The sequence below is a fragment of the Sphingobacterium spiritivorum genome (assembly GCF_016725325.1).
Lineage (GTDB): Bacteria > Bacteroidota > Bacteroidia > Sphingobacteriales > Sphingobacteriaceae > Sphingobacterium.
On record NZ_CP068083.1, the window covers coordinates 3,235,609 to 3,252,201 of the forward strand.

The window sequence follows — 16,593 nt, forward strand, 5'->3', positions numbered from 1 at the left end:
AAAGAAGTTATTTTTTTATATTTTGTTTGACTTTTTCTATAAAGTCCTTGTTGTCAGTGAAATACTTTTTTGAATCGCCTTCATGTTGCTCGAGATAATGTGTAATTGCATGCTCAATAAAACTGGCTTTCTTTGAATAGCTGTTACAGGATCTGCAGGCTTTCAGATGTATGCTGAGCTGTATCTTCTTCCATATGGGAATATCCATATGAAATCTCTTTTCCACCAGCAGTGTTGCCTGACTGCAGGGCAGGATGATAGTATGTATGATTTTGTCAAGCATTATTTGTGTTGTTAAACCATTTGATATCGAGACATTTTCGTAGCTGCATACGGCTTCGTTGCAGAATCTTCCAGTAATTTGTCGTTGAGATATTTACTTCCTGACAAATTTCTTCTGCTTTTTTCTGTTGAATGTAACATTGTCTGATTAGAAATCCCCATTTCTGCGGGAGTGCCTGCAGACATTCCTGAAGTGATTTATTGAAATTCTCATTATCCAGAAGAGATGCAGACGTGTCTGTACTGATATCCCAGTGATTCTGAACATCCTGATCGCGCCAGCCCCCGCTCTCATCAAAAAAATAGTCCATGCTGACCGTTTCATTACCTCTGTATTTGCGTCTGTACAGATCAGCAGCTTTGTGGTTTAGAATACCTTTGAGCCAGGTCAAAGGGCTGCTTTTTCCCTGATAGCGATCTTTCATCAGAAATGCTGTCATAAAAACATCCTGTACCAGATCTTCCGCATCCTCTTTATTGGCCAATAAAAAATAAGCCTGTCTCAGTAATGATCCGGAATAGTTTTCAATCCATAGTTCAACATCTTTTTGGGAAGAACTCATAGGTATTTAATAATTGATTGCAAATATCAGCATCCAAAAGTATCAAATTGTCCGGATATATCAGTATTACTTTCAATTTCCATGACTCGTTTGCCGTAAAAATATTTAGTTTACCATATTTAATTACTGTGATAATATTGCTTATCTTGTATTCGGATCATAAACCCTCAAGTTTATGCGCTCCAATTTATTAATCCTAAATGCTAACCTATGAAAAGCATTGTGACTATAGCAATAGCAGGGCTGCTCTGTTATTTCATCTTCCGTTGCATAAATACCTCTGCTGATGCAGTGCGTTCAGCTGACAACAGATTGCAGATGCGAATGCATGCTGCTTATATGTACTTTGGATACTGTTGTCTGATGATCTGTGCCGGAATTGTTGGTGGAGTATTATATGACTATTCAAAGATCGATGCTCCTGCTGCAGTATTGGCAATCACTATCTTCATTCTGTTTGGTATTTTGGGAATCTATAATCTGAAATTATACTATGTACATACCGTACTTTATAATAAGCATCATATTACCTGTTATAATACCCGCGGAAAAGCAAAAGTCTTTCACTGGAAGGATATCAGGCATGCCAAATACAATGGTTATACAGGGAGTATCAGACTATACAGCAGCCGTAAAGAGTATATTATTATTCATCACGATCTGGGAGGTATTAATGATTTTTACCGTGAGTTTTACAGACAGAAACCCCGGATAGCGCAAAAAGTAAAAATAAGAATATTAAGCTGAGTGTATAACATCGTATAAGAATGTAATTTAACTACTTCCAGTTCATCTCCATTACTTCTTTATCTCGTGTTGCTCAACCACAACCCTTATCCACACCTACATGCAAAAATTCTATTTACATGTTAGAATATTGATAGTCACTATTTTGACGTCTTCATGAGGCTCCCTTAGAATATTTCTGTTATTTTTTTTAAAACTGACTAGCCCTTGCATGGGGGCATTGCCGTCATATACTAAAACCATAGTATATAACCTTGTTTATGAAAAATCAGGAAGCCAGAGAATTGCTGAGAAAATATAATGAAAACACATGTACACAGGAGGAACTGTCTCTGCTGCATACATGGTATATCCGCTATCAAGCAAAAACAACAGAAGACTTGTCTTTTGAAGAATGGATGTTCCTGATGGATATCCAACCGAAACGGCAGATCATTAAAAATATTGGGTTAAGCTGGAAACGTATTGCAGTAGCTGCATCTTTAGCGTTTTTTATAACCACAGGTTTGCTCTTGTATTTTAATAAAAATGAGATTTTATCTTCAGATGAGAATCCTGTTATCCAACCGGGGGGCAACAAGGCTATCCTGACTTTATCTGATGGTCAGCAAATCTCTCTTGAAGATGCCGGGCAAGGTGAGCTGGTTCAAAAATCAGGCGTAAGGGTTATCAAGACTGCCGATGGAGAAATTGTTTATACTGCTCCAGATATAATTACAGAAAAACATCAGGACAATACGGTATCTACTCCCCGAGGCGGGCAATGGCAGATACGCTTATCTGACGGCTCACGTGTGTTTTTGAATGCTGAATCGTCTTTAAGCTTTCCGGGGTCTTTCTCCGGAAAACAAAAGAGAACCGTACGGTTAAAAGGAGAAGCTTATTTTGAGATAGCAAAAGATATAAGACATCCATTTATTGTGACTACGGAAAAGCAATCTATAGAAGTTTTAGGGACACACTTCAATGTATGCAGTTACCGGGATGATGGCTATATCCGTACAACACTTCTGGAAGGTTCTGTAAAGATACATGCTGACAACGCTTCTGTTGCAGATGTTCTGTTAAAGCCCGGAATGGAGGCCTTTTATAACGGAAATACCCTGCAATTGTCCAACGTAGATACCGATGAAGCTGTTGCCTGGAAAAACGGACAATTTAGTTTCGAAGACCAGGATATCTACAGCATCATGCGCAAAATCGCCCGCTGGTATGATATTGAAGTTGTATATGCTGATAAATTAAACACAGCAACTTTTGGCGGTAAAATATCTGTAAACAGACCGCTGATAAAAACGCTTAATCTGTTGAAATCAACGGGGAAAGTTGACTTTAAAATAAAAGGAAGGAGGGTGATGGTGCTATAAATCCCTTACACATAAAAGATCAAAGGTGAACGGAAAGACTATCCTGCCCGGGATATCCAGCTGTTTTATCTGCTGATACTTTAACTCAACCTCAATCACACTAACTATTAACCGTATCCCCGTTTTCCAAAAAAATAGGGATTTAAATTTAAATGTATGAAATTTTATCTGGACCATTTGGTTTCATGTCAGATCCGGCATATAAATAAGAACAGATGTCTGATGCGTATTCATCTGACTATAATTATGTTCACCACATTTTTTATACAAATCAGTACAGCCACTTACGCACAGAGAATCAGCTTACACAAAAGTAATGTCCCGCTCAGCCAAGTATTTAAAGAGATAGGTAAGCAAACCGGATATGACTTTGTATATAGTACAGAGCTTATGAAAAAAGCTCAAAATGTAACTGTAGATGTAAGCAATGCTTCACTAGAGGAAACTTTAGATGCCTGTTTTGTGAAGCAACCGTTAGCTTATGAAATTAATGATAACAGCATTATCATTAAAGATAAAGTGTTGTCATCTGCATTCCCTTTGCCATCGCAGACTGCTCAGATAACTATTACAGGACGAGTCACTGATCAAAATAATAAGCCTCTTGCTGGAGTAACAGTCCGGCAAGCTAACAGTAAAATTACGGCTATTACGGACGCTGATGGAAAATTTAGTATTCGAATTTCCGATAGTAATGAGGAATTAATTTTTACGCATTTAGGATATCAGGAGTATAAAATAAAACCTGGTACTGAAAAATTTATTACAGTAACCTTAAAGCTCACCAGTAATGAACTGGATGGAGTAGTAGTCACGGGATTATATTCCAGACCAATCGAAAACTTTACAGGAGCAGCTACCACTGTGACGGGAAAAGAACTCAGAGATGTAAACAGCATGAACGTATTGCAGGCGCTGAAAGTATTTGACCCGGCCATTCGTATGCCCGATAATATACAGATGGGAAGTAATCCTAATACTCTTCCGCAAATCAGTTTGCGTGGCACTAATAATTTTCCAACGCAGGGAGGTTCTTCCATTATTCCTTCTTCCGGAGCAGATTTTATGTCTGCTTATATATCTAATCCCAGTATGCCTCTTTTTATATTAGACGGTTTTGAAGTGAGTCTGCAAAAGATATATGATCTGGATATTAACCGGGTCGCTAGTATTACCATCCTGAAAGATGCAGTGGGTACATCTGCATATGGTTCGAGAGCATCAAACGGCGTAATCGTCGTCGAAACCATACGCCCTAAAGAAGGAAAACTCCAGCTTAGCTATACCTCAACACTGCAGATAACAGGACCGGATCTTAGCTCCTACAAATTACTGAATGCTTCGGACAAACTTGAACTTGAAGTGACCTCAGGTAGGTATAGGGATCGGGATCAAAACCCTGTTAATCAGCTTTATTACGATGAATTGTATTCGAAAAGAAGAGCAGATGTAGCCAGAGGAGTAGATACCTACTGGCTGTATCAGCCTCTGCAGGTCGGTTTAGGAAATAAACAATCCCTGTATGTGGAAGGAGGAGATGAATTTGTCCGCTATGGTGTAAATTTCGGATATACCGCAAACAGAGGTGTAATGAAGAGCTCGTCCAGGAAAAATTATGAAGGCGGAATGTTTTTATCGTACCGGAAGAAAGGCCTTTTGGTTCGAAATCAGCTAAACTTTAGTGCTAATCGTGCCGATGAATCACCATGGGGAAGTTTTGGTAATTATTCTTCACTCAATCAGTATTGGTCTCCCTATGATGAAAATGGCAAACTCAGAAAGATACTGGAAATAACGCAGGTTCCGGGGTATTGGTATCTTCAAACAGTTTATACCAATCCCATGTACAATGCTACACTGGGGACAGCAAACTATTCCAAATACACAGGCTTTAATAATAACACCATGTTAGAGTGGCGGTTTGACAATGGCCTGAGGTTAACAGGAAAGCTGGGCATCAGTAGCCAGAAGGATCAGTCCGATCTTTTTTTACCAGCCGATCATACAGCATTCGCTACCATTACCGATTTTAACTCACCGGAATATTTTAACCGTGGAATCTATACCAAAAATAACGGGAGTTTTATGGCATATGATGCTGGTCTCTTTGCAGATTATAGCCGCAGTATCAATAAGCATCTTTTTTTTGGTACGCTAGGTCTATCGGCTGCTCAGCAAACCAGTGAAAGTTATGGTATAACGGTTACCGGGTTTCCGAATACCAGACTTGATGAGGTATTTTTGGGAAACAGCTATCTCAAAGACAGTCGTCCTTCAGGTAAAAACAACATCAGCAGAAGAGTCTCTGCCTTTACCAGTCTGAACTATACCTTCAACAAACGTTATCTTGCTGATTTTTCTTTTAATGTGGACGGATCGACTCAATTTGGTGCCAGAAACCGATTTGCGCCTTTTTGGGCTGCGGGTCTGGGGTGGAACCTTCACGAAGAAAAGTTTATAGCAGGATTAACAGGGAACGTTATTAACAGATTCAGGATCAGGGCGGGAGTCGGTACTACAGGCAATCAGCAGTTCCCACCCTTTATGGGAATAAGTACATACCAGTATAATACTTCAAAAGATTACTTAGGAATGCTGGGGGCTTCGCTGATGGGATACGGCAACGAAGCGCTGAAATGGCAGCAGACCCTGAAAAAAAATCTGGGAGCTGATATCTCGTTGTTAAACAACAGGATCGGTATACGCGTGGACGCTTATATAGAGACAACAAACGATCTTTTGTTAGACATCAATACACCTCCCTCCCTGGGTGTAGGCAGCTATAAAGAAAATGTCGGGAGGCTGCAAAATAAGGGTATTGAAGGAAATATCAACTTTATTCTCCTCCGGAATCCGGCAAAATCTACCACATGGAGTGTATTTGTAAGCGGTATCCATAATCAAAATAAAATACTGGAAATCTCCAATTCCCTGAAAAAGACAAACGAGGAAAATGATGCTGAAGTGAATCCGGACAGATCTCCTAAGCAGGTAAGACCTCAACTCAGATTTCAGGAGGGAGAATCGGTTAATGCTATATGGGCTGTTCGTTCGGCAGGAATAGATCCCAGTAACGGACAGGAGATCTATATCAAGACCAACGGAGATATTACTTACGACTGGAGTGCTTCCGATAAGGTTATTGTCGGCGATGCCCTGCCCACACTAAGGGGGAATATGGGTACTAATTTAAGTTATAAAGGATTGCAGTTAAGTCTTTACTTTAATTACCAATGGAAGGGACAAATGTACAATCAGACGCTGGCTGACCGGATAGAAAATGCTAATCTGGCGCTCAATGTTGATGAACGTGTGCTGTTGGGAAGATGGCAGAATCCGGGTGACCGTACCTTTTTTAAGGGTATCCGGGATCTGGATGGGTTTCCCGTTACTACTCCCACTAATGCGACTTCAAGATTTGTCCAGCGGGATAACTTTTTGCAGCTTGAAAGTCTGTCGCTCGGATACTTATTTCCTGACAAAATTACCGCTAAATGGGGATTAAGGAATACACGGATAGGCTTTCAGGCGAATACCTTACTCCGATTTGGAAGTATACAAGCCGAACGGGGACTTGATTATCCTTTTGCACGAAACTTTACATTCAATTTAAGTACTTCATTCTAATACCTTATTGATATGAACCGTAAAAGAATATATAATCTGCTTTTATCACTGGTCTTGATCTTCAGTGGTACAGCATGTACAAAATGGCTTGATGTGAAGCCCAAAACGGAAGTAAGTCAGACCGTTTTGTTTGAAAATGAACAAGGTTTTAAAGATGCTATGACGGGTGTCTATACCCAGTTAGGCTCCGTTGATCTTTATGGAAAAGAATTCACAATGGGACTCATGGATGTACTTGCACAGAATTATAATGTAAGCATCAATACACATGTCTATTATCAGGCAAGAAACTACAATTATCTTGATATAGGCACGAGAAGTAAAATCGATGGATTTTGGATTTCTTCTTATAAAGCCATCGCTGATCTTAATAATATACTCAAACAAATAGAGCAGAAAAGAAATGTATTTAATGGAATTAATTTTGAAATCATTAAAGGAGAAGCGCTGGCATTAAGAGCGTTTCTGCACTTTGACCTGTTAAGAGCTTTTGGGCCGGTTCCGGTTAATAATATGGATACTGAATCTATTCCCTATAGCCGGGAGTTTAACATGGATGTCAAGCCTGTGCTAAGCGTAAAGCAATTCACGCAGGAATGCCTGGATGATCTCAGCGAAGCCGCCAAGCTACTGGCCTCTGACAAAAATGTTTATTACGGGCACAGTGAAATGTACAGGGCTTATACACGCAACCACATGAATTACTGGGCTGCAACCGGACTTATGGCCAGAATATATTTATATAGAAATGAGCATACCACAGCTTATCAAAAAGCAAAAGAGGTAATAGATGCAGGAATATTCCCTTTTGTTAGTTCTTCTTCTATCAGCAGCAATTCCAGTCCTGACAGAATTTTCAGTACCGAACATCTGTTTGCCGTTTATGTAGCCAATCTGAAAGATATTAATGAACAACTGTTCAGATCCTCTGTCGATTTTAATAATATCCTCACCAATACTTCCGGTTTTACCAATAATCGCTATGAATTGGGTTCAGGCGGAAGTACCGATTACAGATTCCTTTTTTTATGGAAGCCGGATGGGGCTACAACTGCGCGGTATCCGGTAAAATACCGGTTTGATGATATCAGTAGCAACTCCGGCTTCACGACCATTAAAAGAGTACCTCTGATCAGGCTCTCGGAGATGTATTACATCTGTGCAGAAACCAGTACTGTCAATGCGGATAAAATAGATTTATTAAATGAAGTAAGAGTAAACAGAGGTTTGGCATCGTTGGGTAAAAATTTAACTAATCAGGCGATTGAAAACGAAATATTTAAAGAGTATAAAAAGGAATTTTATCAGGAGGGACAGCTGTTTTATTATTACAAACGTAAAAACAGATTAAAAATAGAGGGTTATGGCCCTGATGTAAGCAGCAAAATATATGTGTTGCCTTTACCTGATGATGAAACAGAATATGCCACTGAATAAAAATAATGACATCATGAAAAAGCAGATCTATGTGATAATGATTCTTCTCGGATACCTATGTGTAAGCTGTAAAAAGGATCAACTTATGTCTTTTAATCAAAAACCTAAGGTTTATATCTATAAAACCAACCTGCTCAATTTAGAAACTTTTCTTACAAGAGACAGTGTTACCTATTCCTTTGCGGTTCGTCCTGATGACATCAAAATGGATACTGTTTTTATTCCGATCAGGATTATTGGCGATGCGGCAGAGCGGGACCGCAAAGTAAACTACGAATTGATGTCAGTTTCTGAGGCAGATAAAGAAAGTTACGAACTCCTTCCGGCTCTGATTAAGGTCAACAGATTTGAAGGTCGGATACCTGTATTGGTGAAAAAAGCGACCTCGCTGAAAGATAAAGAAAGTAGATTGTGGTTAAAGATAATCGCCTCTGGTGATTTCGAACCCGGCATTGTCAGTCAGCTTACTTATCTGATCAGAATTAACAACTTTCTTTCCCGGCCAGCTACATGGAGTGATTTTTATTTTGGTAAGTACAGTAATACCAAATACAAGTTTATCATAGAGCATACCGGATATATTGCATTCAGAGAAGAATACGAAAGTGAAATGGTGTTTATTGCGCAAACCTGTAAAAATGCACTATTGGAGTATGAATCGCTGCACAATGAGCCACTGATGGATGAAGACGGAGAAGAGGTTATTTTTCCCTGATCATTTTAATTAAACAACAATGAAAAAATATATTAGTATAGTTTTGGGAATATGCTGCTTGCTGATGGCAGCTTGCTCCAAAGATAAGGGCAATTATGATTTGAAATCAATCAATCAAATCAAAATTACGGATACGATCGGAGAATCCATTTCGGTATTTCAATATGATAATCTGAAGTTGTCACCAAAACTCGAACAAACTATAGCTGAAGATGAGAGTAAACTGCTGTATTCCTGGTCGGCATATGCATATTCCAATCCGGATATCTCTTATCCTATTGGTAATACCAAAGATCTGGATGCGCGGATAGAATTAATTCCCGGCAGATATACGGTACTTTATACAGTCAAAGATCCCGGAACGGGTGTGTCCGTTTTTAAAGAATACAGGATAGAAGTCAATACCAGACTGGGGGAAGGTTGGATGGTATTGGAAGATATGCCAACCGGAAAACAGGAAATATCAATGATTAATACCGGAGATGAAGTGTTTCATAACCTTTATCAAATGGCCAATAATGGTCAGAATCTACCCGATAACAGTCATACTATACGGATACTGAATGCGGGCTATGGTGGCATTCAGCATATATTTGTTTTGGCTGATAAAAACGCAGTAGAGATAAATTATGCCGGCTTTAAAAAGATCAATGAATTGAAAGACTGGTTCTTTACTACTCCGTCCACTGTCAATGTACAGAATTATGAGTACGGTAGAGTAGGAGCTGCCGCTTATATGGTAAACGATAATGAGTTTTATTCATTAAGTCAAATCAATGATAATACAAACCGAAAATTTGGAGCACCAATAAAGGGAGACTGGGAAATTTCACCTTATATATTCCCCTTCACGTTTGGTGATTATACCATACTCTATGACACGAAGAATCAACGTTTTTTGAGTCATATTTACTCAGCAATATATGAACTTTCAAACGCACCGGGATCTGCCTTTGATCCCGGCAATGTCGGTAAAAAATTGATTTTTGGGGGAGCTGGTTCAAATTCCGGCAGTTTATTTAATTGTCTGATGAAAAATAATAACGATGATCATTTCTTTGTCTATACAATAGATGCCTCTTATTTTACAGACGTTGTTGCTGCGGATAAATATGACGTAAAAGAGGCTCCCGAACTTCAATATGCAAAGCTTTTTGCTTTTTCAGGTTTATATCCCCACATGTATTATGCCGTAGGCAATAAGATCTATCTGCTTGATCTGCCTGCTGAAAAATCAAGGTTAGTCTATACCTTTCCTGTCGATACGGAAATAACAGCTATCAAAATCAAACAATCAACCAGTCTGGTTGTGGATTATCCGGATGACCATAAACAGTTTGTCGCAGCTACTTATCAGGCGGGTGAAGGTAAACTTTACAAATTTAATATTAGTAATACCGGAGATTTTGTAAATAATACATATGCTAAAGAGTATAGTGGCTTTGCTAAAATTAAAAATCTGGAATATAAAAATAAACGATAGTATCCCACAGGTGACAATGTAAACTATATTAAATGATTAAAAAAATCTTAACAGTTATAATTCTGAGCCCGTTGTCAATATGCCTCCGGGCTCAGAATGTGGCTCCTGTACACATTAGAGGAGAACTTACAGCAGAAAAAGGTACCGTCCGGCTATTTAAGGTAAGCAAGGGTAGAATTGTAGAAACTGCAAATATTATACCTGCAAAAAATGGAAAATTTGGGTTTCTCTTTTATCCTGAATACGAAGGGATTTATGTAATAGGAACAGGTAAAGAATATTTACAAAACAGCAATTACCGGTTTTACCTTAAAGGTGGAGATCAGTTGGATGTAACGCTGACAGATACAGCTTATATCCTTAACGGTGACTCGAATTCAAAGGAAAATATTGTGCTGAAACAATGGTTCGATTTCATTAATCCATTGTTTCAAAAGGCCATTCATTTTACACGTGTACATAGCACTTACCTTGATTATTTTCCGCAACAGGAGACTATAGTCGCAAAATCTAAAAGCTTTTTTAAAGGAAAGGCTACAGGTAATAAAACCTTCGATAGAGAAATGAGTGACATTATGGAAATGGATTTGATTAACTATGCTACCAGTTTTGTAGGCAGTCCACGGACAGTACATCCCCGTCCTGAAGAATATAGTGCTTTTTATAATGAAATAAAAATAAAGGAATTAGCTGCTGATACACGAAAAATATATAATTACCCATATGGTTTGCAGATATTATCGTCCTTAGTCTGGATAAATATGGAGCGAGATAAAGTAAGTGATCAGGGGCTGACTAAAGCCCTGGATTACATTCCAAATGACACATTAAAGGGAGATCATGTGCTGGAATATTTAGCAGGGATTAAAGATTACAAGATGTACAAAGCTGTTACGGATAGATTTGGTAAGTATGTGCTTACCGGAACACAAAAACAAGAAAATGTAACCTTAATAGCACCTTTACTAACGTACGAGCGGGGAACAGATGGATTTGAATTTAACTTCCCGGATCAGGAGGATAAGCAGGTTAGTTTTGTTGATTTTAAAGGAAAAGTAGTTTTGATCGATGTCTGGGCAACATGGTGTGGTCCTTGCCGAACAGAGTTTCCGTATTTAAAACAGCTCGAAAAGGATATTATAGGAAAACCTATTCAACTGATAAGTATTTCAGTAGATGATGACAAAGATAAAAGCAAATGGCTTAAAATGATCAGAGATGAAGATATGGGAGGAGTACAGTTATTTGCCGGGGAAAATGACGACTTTTCTAAGTATTACAACATCACTGGCATTCCAAGATTTTTAGTGTTTGATAAAAATGGAAAAATTGTTACTGTAGATGCTCCGCGTCCTTCAAACCCTAAATTAAAAGAACTGTTATTTTCAGAAGCAGCCAGGTAGAAAGAAAAACCGTTTTTGACACAATTCCCTCTCCTTTCTAAGGAGAGTGCCAGGGAGAGTTATTTTGTTTTTATTATTAACCTCTCTGCCCTTCGGGCATCTCTCCTTAAGAAGGAGAGAAGAGATACGTGTGTTAAATAATTCCCTCTCCTTAGAAAGGAGAGGGTTAGGGAGAGGTTTTATGGTTGTATTGTTTTCCTATCCTTTCACTCCACCCAGTATACTAAAAGTGATAATTGCCAGTACAATAAAGGTGATGATAATATAGAGACGATCTCTTTCCAGTACAAAGCCAAATAGCGAGCAGATAATCCGTAGAACAGGAGTGGCGATAAGAATAACGACACCAAGCTGAATAATCTGTGGTGCCTGGAATTTGCCCACACCGTGCAGGATGCCACTTATTGTGGTATTAACTTCACCTTCACCTACAAAATGCTGATAGTCCGGTACTAGTTGTTGCCCGTGCGCAATTAGGTAAACAATACCTCCGATGATAACTACTATGGAAGCAGAGATAACACCGATTCTTAATATCTGACCTACGAGTATCTCGATATCCCGATCTGCCCAGTAGTCTTTGGAAAATATTTTTTTCATATAATTAGAATTGATGATTAAGGCCATTGTATATCATCTCGATGGCGACCAGAGTGATGGCCACAGCAAAGATGATGCGTAATACTTTAGGATTGATTCGGGTGAGTAACTTAGAGCCCGTGAATGCTCCGGCGAGTACACCCAGTATCACCGGAAAAGCGATGCCCGGATCCATATATCCTCTTTGCAGATATACTACAGCCGAAGCTGCGGCAGTTACGCCTATCATAAAATTGCTGGTCGTTGTACTTACCTTAAACGGAATGCGCATTGCACCATCCATCGCTAATACTTTCAACGCTCCGGATCCGATGCCCAGTAGCCCCGATATCACACCTGCCAATGTCATGATCGAAAAACCTCCGGCTACATTAGTCAGCTTATAGGAGACATTTTGACCATTCACAGGATAATCATTGTTGAGTTTGAGCTTTTCTGCCAGTTTGCTTCCTTCCGTTAGTGCACTCTCATTTTTCTTTCTCAAAGTCATGGCAGCGGAAAAGATAAGAACTACCCCGAAAAGAACCGCAATAGTATTCGTCGGAGTATAGATCGCTACGAGTGCTCCGATGACGGCACCCAGCGTGGTAGCGATTTCCAGAAACATTCCGAGTCGGATATTAGTGATACCCTCTTTTACATAGGCTGTAGCAGCGCCTGATGAAGTAGCGATAGATGCCAGCAAAGCTGCGCCTATGGCATACCGGATATCTACATGAAAATACAGTGTAAGAAGGGGAATGACAATAACGCCGCCTCCTAATCCGGTCAGTGATCCCAAAAGACCGGCAAAATAAGCTCCCAAAAGCAGGATAAGTGAAAAGATAAGAATTGTCATTATGAATGATTATGAGTCAGGATGTGAGTCAATATATGAAGAGCTTGTTGCTCATCCTTTGTTTTGATGGCCGAAAACAACTGTTCATGCAGATGATGACTCATCGCAAAGTAGCTGATTCCGCGGGGTTCACGTTCCTGAAAGAAATTAGAAATTAGATGTGTAAAATTCTGATATAAAATAAAGAATACATGATGATTAGCTGCAGAAGCGATCTGGAGATGAAACTGAATATCGGCATGAATACAGGCTGATTTATCTTCTGCGAGAATGGCCTCTTTTCGGAGTTGCAGATAATGAGCTATTTGACCAATCTGCTCTGAAGTGGCAAAAATACAGGCTCTGCGCACGAGTTCTGTTTCCAATAGCTTGCGGGCATCATTCACCTCTTCAAAATTTGCCGTTCGCAAATGTTCGTCTATAGCAGACTCTTCTGTTAGTCGCCGGATATAAGTGCCGTCACCTTGTTTGACTACAAGTATACCCGAGCGGGCTAAGGATTTGATAGATTCACGAATCGTAGAACGTCCCGCTTGATAGATACTCATGAGCTCACTCTCACTGGGAATTTTATGGCCGGCCAGGTATAAGCCTTTCTGTATATCGTCTTTGATTCGTGTATACACCTGATCTGATAGTCTTTCTTTTTGTTTTATCATGACCTTTTATAAAAACTGTACAAACATATGATGTTTAATTTAAACATCATATGTTTGGGTCGAAAATAATGCAGATTGTTACAAAGGAATATGTTTAACTTCTTGAAATACAGTTAATATCTCTGTATTTCAAAAGATATGTTACATGTTATTAATCAGTATAATAGGCACTTATTTTATAAGTTGGGGGATGTAATACTATTTCCTGTTTTTGCGTATAGGAAGATAGGGAGGTATGTCCAGTTGGAAATCGAAAAGTTGGACTGGCTGAATTTCTAACGCTCTGCAAACAGCTATAAGTCCGCTTAGGGAGATATTATTATTGCCTCTGACTATTCGGTATACCTGACTGTAACTGAAGCCGGTTCGGTCTTGTATATCCTCGAGTGTAATTTTTTTCTCATTAGCAATCTTCCAGAGATTATCACGAATCATCTTTAATATTTCTCTATCGATATACTGCTCTGCCATGTATATCAAAAAGAGTACATATTTGTGAATTTTATTATTCCAAATTTGGAATAATAAAATATTATCTTTAATATTGTTGATAATGTTGATAAAGTGAAAATATTTATTTTAAAAGGTTTGTTTTCGTTTTTTAAAAAATTCATATAGATTTAATGAAAACATATTTATAATTTTTTTAAATAAAAGTAATTTGTAATCTGTTGTGTTTTTGTGACCCACAGATCTTGCAAGTTTTTTGATAAAAAGGCTTATTGAAGCTTTTTTTAAGTTCTTTTTCATAATTGTCGAATGCGCACGCTGTAATTCCCCCCACGACTCTGATCCGATTCCACTTCTATAATAAAGTAGTCGTAAATTACAGCGTAAGCGCTTCGATATATTCTCCAAAACAGAATTATAGCTCTTAAATTGATTGTTTTGATTTCCTGATTCCGCTTCGTTCGTTCCGTCTAAAATAGTAAATTTGAATTTCACCCAAAGTAGATTCGTCTACAAGAACAAAAAATCTTTACTTCGCATCGGGAATAAATAAAATACATCATTATATGGAAGGATTACTTGCTCAATTGTCTGCCGGACAGGCCAAATTTGCAGATGTGCTGGCTTACATTGCTCTGCGTTATGAATATACACCAACTGCTTTTCAAAACGGATTGCAACATAACGCAGTGAGCGAAAATCAGGGAAGTGCCAAAATATTTGCATTTGCCCGGGATCAGGGACTTACACAGGATCAGACGCTGGCCTTATTTGCAGAACATTATGCAGCTGTGCTGGAAACACCTGAGGGAGCAGATCATCAGAATATCCGACAGTTTATGATCAATGGATGGGATGGTATCCATTTTGAAGGACAGGTTTTAAAATTAAAACAGGATTACCTGTAGTAAAGAAAAAGGTAATGATTATCTATCATTACCTTTTTTTATTTTATAAGATCAGTCATCCAGTAGCCTTCTGTGGTAATTAATCTGACCGAGATGATAGGCCAGATGAGTAGTAAGGTGTACTAAAAAATACATGACCGATGTCTTTTGCTCAAATACCACTAAGGGATATTCGCTATGAAGATCTGATTCAGATAATGTATTCAGAGCATCGTGAACTGTCTTTATCGTATCATCCAGATGCCGGATGAGTTCTGTCCGCGGAATATCCCGAAGGGAGAACTCCAGCTCCCGATGACGTATATATCCGGTTTTGCCTATTTCTGCGCCTATATATGTATTTAAATTTCCGATAAGGTGGAGACATAAATTTCCGGCAGAATTCGCAATTCCCTTGTCTATAATCCAAAGGTTTTCTTCATGTTTATATAGGAGGATTTCTATTCTTAATTTCTGAAGATCCCGCTCAAACAGTGTCTGCAAGGTATTTATAAGCATAGAATATGTTAATTTTTTTTGTTTAAAGATACCTTTTTCTCCAGATTTTCAATGATAACAGTTGTGTAGTCTTCTTCATTAAGCGCAGAAGCTTGAGGTAATGCACCCGGACTGAATACATTTATCTCCATGATCTTATTACCTACGATGTCGAGTCCGACAAAATACATACCGTCATTTTTTAGTTTTTCGGATACTTTTTCTACCAGGGTCAGTATTTCAGGAGTGATATGCGCAACCTGGGCTTTGGCTCCCTGATGGATATTGCTTCGGATTTCTCCAGCCTGTTGTACACGATTGACACTCGCATATTTCCCGTTTACAACCACAGGTTCGCCATCCAGCAGGAAAAAACGTATATCTCCCTTTTGAGCTTCAGGCAGATATTCCTGTGCAATCAGATACCCGTCCCTACAGATTACTTCCACTATCTGTTTTAGATTTTTGACTTCATTCTTATTCACCATAAATACATTCTTCCCACCGGAACCTTTCAAAGGCTTGAGAATAATATGCTGATCCTGTTCTTCAAAAAACTGCAGCACGTCTTCATAGCTTCTGGTTACGATAGTCTTGGGTCTTACTTCCTCCGGGAAGTTTTCCAGATACAATTTGTTTTCTGCGCCAATCAACGCATGCGGATCATTGATAACTAAGACAGACTGTTTTTGTGCAAGCTGTGCAAACTGAAGCCCCATAGTAGCAGCCCAGGGTCTGCCGATCATATCGAGTACCGGATCAAATCTTAACCACATGACATCAATATGGTCCATCTCAATCCGTAGTTTGGCCGTTGTGCGGAGGATTTCCAGAAGCTGTTTAGTATCTGCGATATCCGGTGAAGGAGCTACAGATCTGGCATGAGCGGCTACTCTTTCTTCTTCCAGATAAACAAAATCTGCCAATCCGATATAGCAGATGTCATGTCCTCGCTGCAGGACCCTTAATGCCAGCAAGGTAGTTGTGAAGCTTGCTTCTTCTTTGTGTGTCTGATTAATAACAAATGCGATTTTCAT

At 38.9% G+C, this 16,593-nt stretch carries 16 protein-coding genes; 8 read left to right on the forward strand and 8 right to left on the reverse strand.

Translation table 11 applies throughout. The features are described 5' to 3' along the window. Positions 1 to 7: 7 nt before the first annotated feature. The gene (locus tag I6J02_RS13515; RefSeq protein WP_201678402.1) at positions 8 to 283 is read right to left on the reverse strand and encodes a hypothetical protein; all 276 of its coding nucleotides are present in this window, start codon (positions 281 to 283) and stop codon (positions 8 to 10) included. Then, entirely contained in the window at positions 276 to 845 is a 570-nt protein-coding gene (locus tag I6J02_RS13520) for a sigma-70 family RNA polymerase sigma factor (RefSeq protein ID WP_201678403.1), read from the reverse strand. Before I6J02_RS13520 ends, I6J02_RS13515 begins: the two co-directional genes overlap by 8 nt. Positions 846 to 1,055: 210 nt before the next feature. Here I6J02_RS13520 and I6J02_RS13525 point away from each other — a divergent pair, with 210 nt between their 5' ends. From I6J02_RS13525 to I6J02_RS13555, 7 genes are all read left to right on the forward strand, one after another. Beyond that, on the forward strand, positions 1,056 to 1,592 hold the full coding sequence (locus I6J02_RS13525) for a DUF6560 family protein (protein WP_201678404.1): 537 nt from the start codon (positions 1,056 to 1,058) through the stop codon (positions 1,590 to 1,592). Positions 1,593 to 1,852: 260 nt separating this feature from the next. Then, the gene (locus I6J02_RS13530; protein WP_201678405.1) at positions 1,853 to 2,959 is read left to right on the forward strand and encodes a FecR family protein; all 1,107 of its coding nucleotides are present in this window, start codon (positions 1,853 to 1,855) and stop codon (positions 2,957 to 2,959) included. A gap of 156 nt (positions 2,960 to 3,115) precedes the next feature. After that, positions 3,116 to 6,586 (forward strand): SusC/RagA family TonB-linked outer membrane protein, encoded by a 3,471-nt coding sequence (locus I6J02_RS13535; RefSeq protein WP_236581882.1) that lies wholly within the window; start codon positions 3,116 to 3,118, stop codon positions 6,584 to 6,586. 12 nt (positions 6,587 to 6,598) lie between these two features. Then, positions 6,599 to 8,023, forward strand: a complete 1,425-nt coding sequence (locus tag I6J02_RS13540; RefSeq protein WP_201678406.1) for a RagB/SusD family nutrient uptake outer membrane protein — start codon at positions 6,599 to 6,601, stop codon at positions 8,021 to 8,023. Between the two features lie 85 nt (positions 8,024 to 8,108). Further along, a complete protein-coding gene (locus tag I6J02_RS13545) occupies positions 8,109 to 8,738 on the forward strand; it encodes a DUF4843 domain-containing protein (protein ID WP_236581885.1) in 630 nt (209 codons plus the stop codon). Positions 8,739 to 8,757: 19 nt separating this feature from the next. Next, positions 8,758 to 10,221, forward strand: a complete 1,464-nt coding sequence (locus I6J02_RS13550; protein WP_201678408.1) for a PKD-like family lipoprotein — start codon at positions 8,758 to 8,760, stop codon at positions 10,219 to 10,221. Between the two features lie 32 nt (positions 10,222 to 10,253). Next, positions 10,254 to 11,624, forward strand: a complete 1,371-nt coding sequence (locus I6J02_RS13555) for a TlpA family protein disulfide reductase (RefSeq protein ID WP_201678409.1) — start codon at positions 10,254 to 10,256, stop codon at positions 11,622 to 11,624. A gap of 198 nt (positions 11,625 to 11,822) precedes the next feature. Here the strand turns inward: I6J02_RS13555 and I6J02_RS13560 are convergent, their stop codons facing one another. From I6J02_RS13560 to I6J02_RS13575, 4 genes are all read right to left on the reverse strand, one after another. Further along, positions 11,823 to 12,224 carry a DUF1634 domain-containing protein gene (locus tag I6J02_RS13560; RefSeq protein ID WP_201678410.1) on the reverse strand — a complete coding sequence of 134 codons (402 nt, stop codon included), beginning with the start codon at positions 12,222 to 12,224 and terminating at the stop codon, positions 11,823 to 11,825. Between the two features lie 4 nt (positions 12,225 to 12,228). Beyond that, complete coding sequence (locus tag I6J02_RS13565; RefSeq protein WP_201678411.1) at positions 12,229 to 13,062, reverse strand: sulfite exporter TauE/SafE family protein; 834 nt, start codon at positions 13,060 to 13,062, stop codon at positions 12,229 to 12,231. Further along, positions 13,062 to 13,721 (reverse strand): FadR/GntR family transcriptional regulator, encoded by a 660-nt coding sequence (locus I6J02_RS13570; protein WP_201678412.1) that lies wholly within the window; start codon positions 13,719 to 13,721, stop codon positions 13,062 to 13,064. Before I6J02_RS13570 ends, I6J02_RS13565 begins: the two co-directional genes overlap by 1 nt. Positions 13,722 to 13,919: 198 nt before the next feature. Beyond that, on the reverse strand, positions 13,920 to 14,192 hold the full coding sequence (locus tag I6J02_RS13575) for a helix-turn-helix domain-containing protein (RefSeq protein WP_201678413.1): 273 nt from the start codon (positions 14,190 to 14,192) through the stop codon (positions 13,920 to 13,922). 545 nt (positions 14,193 to 14,737) lie between these two features. Here I6J02_RS13575 and I6J02_RS13580 point away from each other — a divergent pair. Further along, positions 14,738 to 15,079, forward strand: coding sequence for a HopJ type III effector protein (locus I6J02_RS13580; RefSeq protein ID WP_201678414.1), 342 nt, complete (start codon positions 14,738 to 14,740; stop codon positions 15,077 to 15,079). A 51-nt stretch (positions 15,080 to 15,130) separates the two neighbouring features. Here the strand turns inward: I6J02_RS13580 and I6J02_RS13585 are convergent, their stop codons facing one another. Beyond that, complete coding sequence (locus I6J02_RS13585; RefSeq protein WP_201678415.1) at positions 15,131 to 15,577, reverse strand: DUF1572 family protein; 447 nt, start codon at positions 15,575 to 15,577, stop codon at positions 15,131 to 15,133. Positions 15,578 to 15,585: 8 nt separating this feature from the next. Then, entirely contained in the window at positions 15,586 to 16,593 is a 1,008-nt protein-coding gene (locus I6J02_RS13590; protein ID WP_201678416.1) for an ATP-grasp domain-containing protein, read from the reverse strand.

Coding starts and splice junctions, on each gene's coding strand:
- I6J02_RS13520 (WP_201678403.1), bottom strand. CDS start 845: ATGAGTTCTTCCCAAAAAGATGTTGAACTATGGATTGAAAACTATTCC.
- I6J02_RS13530 (WP_201678405.1), top strand. CDS start 1,853: ATGAAAAATCAGGAAGCCAGAGAATTGCTGAGAAAATATAATGAAAAC.
- I6J02_RS13535 (WP_236581882.1), top strand. CDS start 3,116: ATGAAATTTTATCTGGACCATTTGGTTTCATGTCAGATCCGGCATATA.
- I6J02_RS13560 (WP_201678410.1), bottom strand. CDS start 12,224: ATGAAAAAAATATTTTCCAAAGACTACTGGGCAGATCGGGATATCGAG.
- I6J02_RS13515 (WP_201678402.1), bottom strand. CDS start 283: ATGCTTGACAAAATCATACATACTATCATCCTGCCCTGCAGTCAGGCA.
- I6J02_RS13540 (WP_201678406.1), top strand. CDS start 6,599: ATGAACCGTAAAAGAATATATAATCTGCTTTTATCACTGGTCTTGATC.
- I6J02_RS13550 (WP_201678408.1), top strand. CDS start 8,758: ATGAAAAAATATATTAGTATAGTTTTGGGAATATGCTGCTTGCTGATG.
- I6J02_RS13575 (WP_201678413.1), bottom strand. CDS start 14,192: ATGGCAGAGCAGTATATCGATAGAGAAATATTAAAGATGATTCGTGAT.
- I6J02_RS13565 (WP_201678411.1), bottom strand. CDS start 13,062: ATGACAATTCTTATCTTTTCACTTATCCTGCTTTTGGGAGCTTATTTT.
- I6J02_RS13525 (WP_201678404.1), top strand. CDS start 1,056: ATGAAAAGCATTGTGACTATAGCAATAGCAGGGCTGCTCTGTTATTTC.
- I6J02_RS13555 (WP_201678409.1), top strand. CDS start 10,254: ATGATTAAAAAAATCTTAACAGTTATAATTCTGAGCCCGTTGTCAATA.
- I6J02_RS13585 (WP_201678415.1), bottom strand. CDS start 15,577: ATGCTTATAAATACCTTGCAGACACTGTTTGAGCGGGATCTTCAGAAA.
- I6J02_RS13570 (WP_201678412.1), bottom strand. CDS start 13,721: ATGATAAAACAAAAAGAAAGACTATCAGATCAGGTGTATACACGAATC.
- I6J02_RS13580 (WP_201678414.1), top strand. CDS start 14,738: ATGGAAGGATTACTTGCTCAATTGTCTGCCGGACAGGCCAAATTTGCA.
- I6J02_RS13590 (WP_201678416.1), bottom strand. CDS start 16,593: ATGAAAATCGCATTTGTTATTAATCAGACACACAAAGAAGAAGCAAGC.
- I6J02_RS13545 (WP_236581885.1), top strand. CDS start 8,109: ATGTCTTTTAATCAAAAACCTAAGGTTTATATCTATAAAACCAACCTG.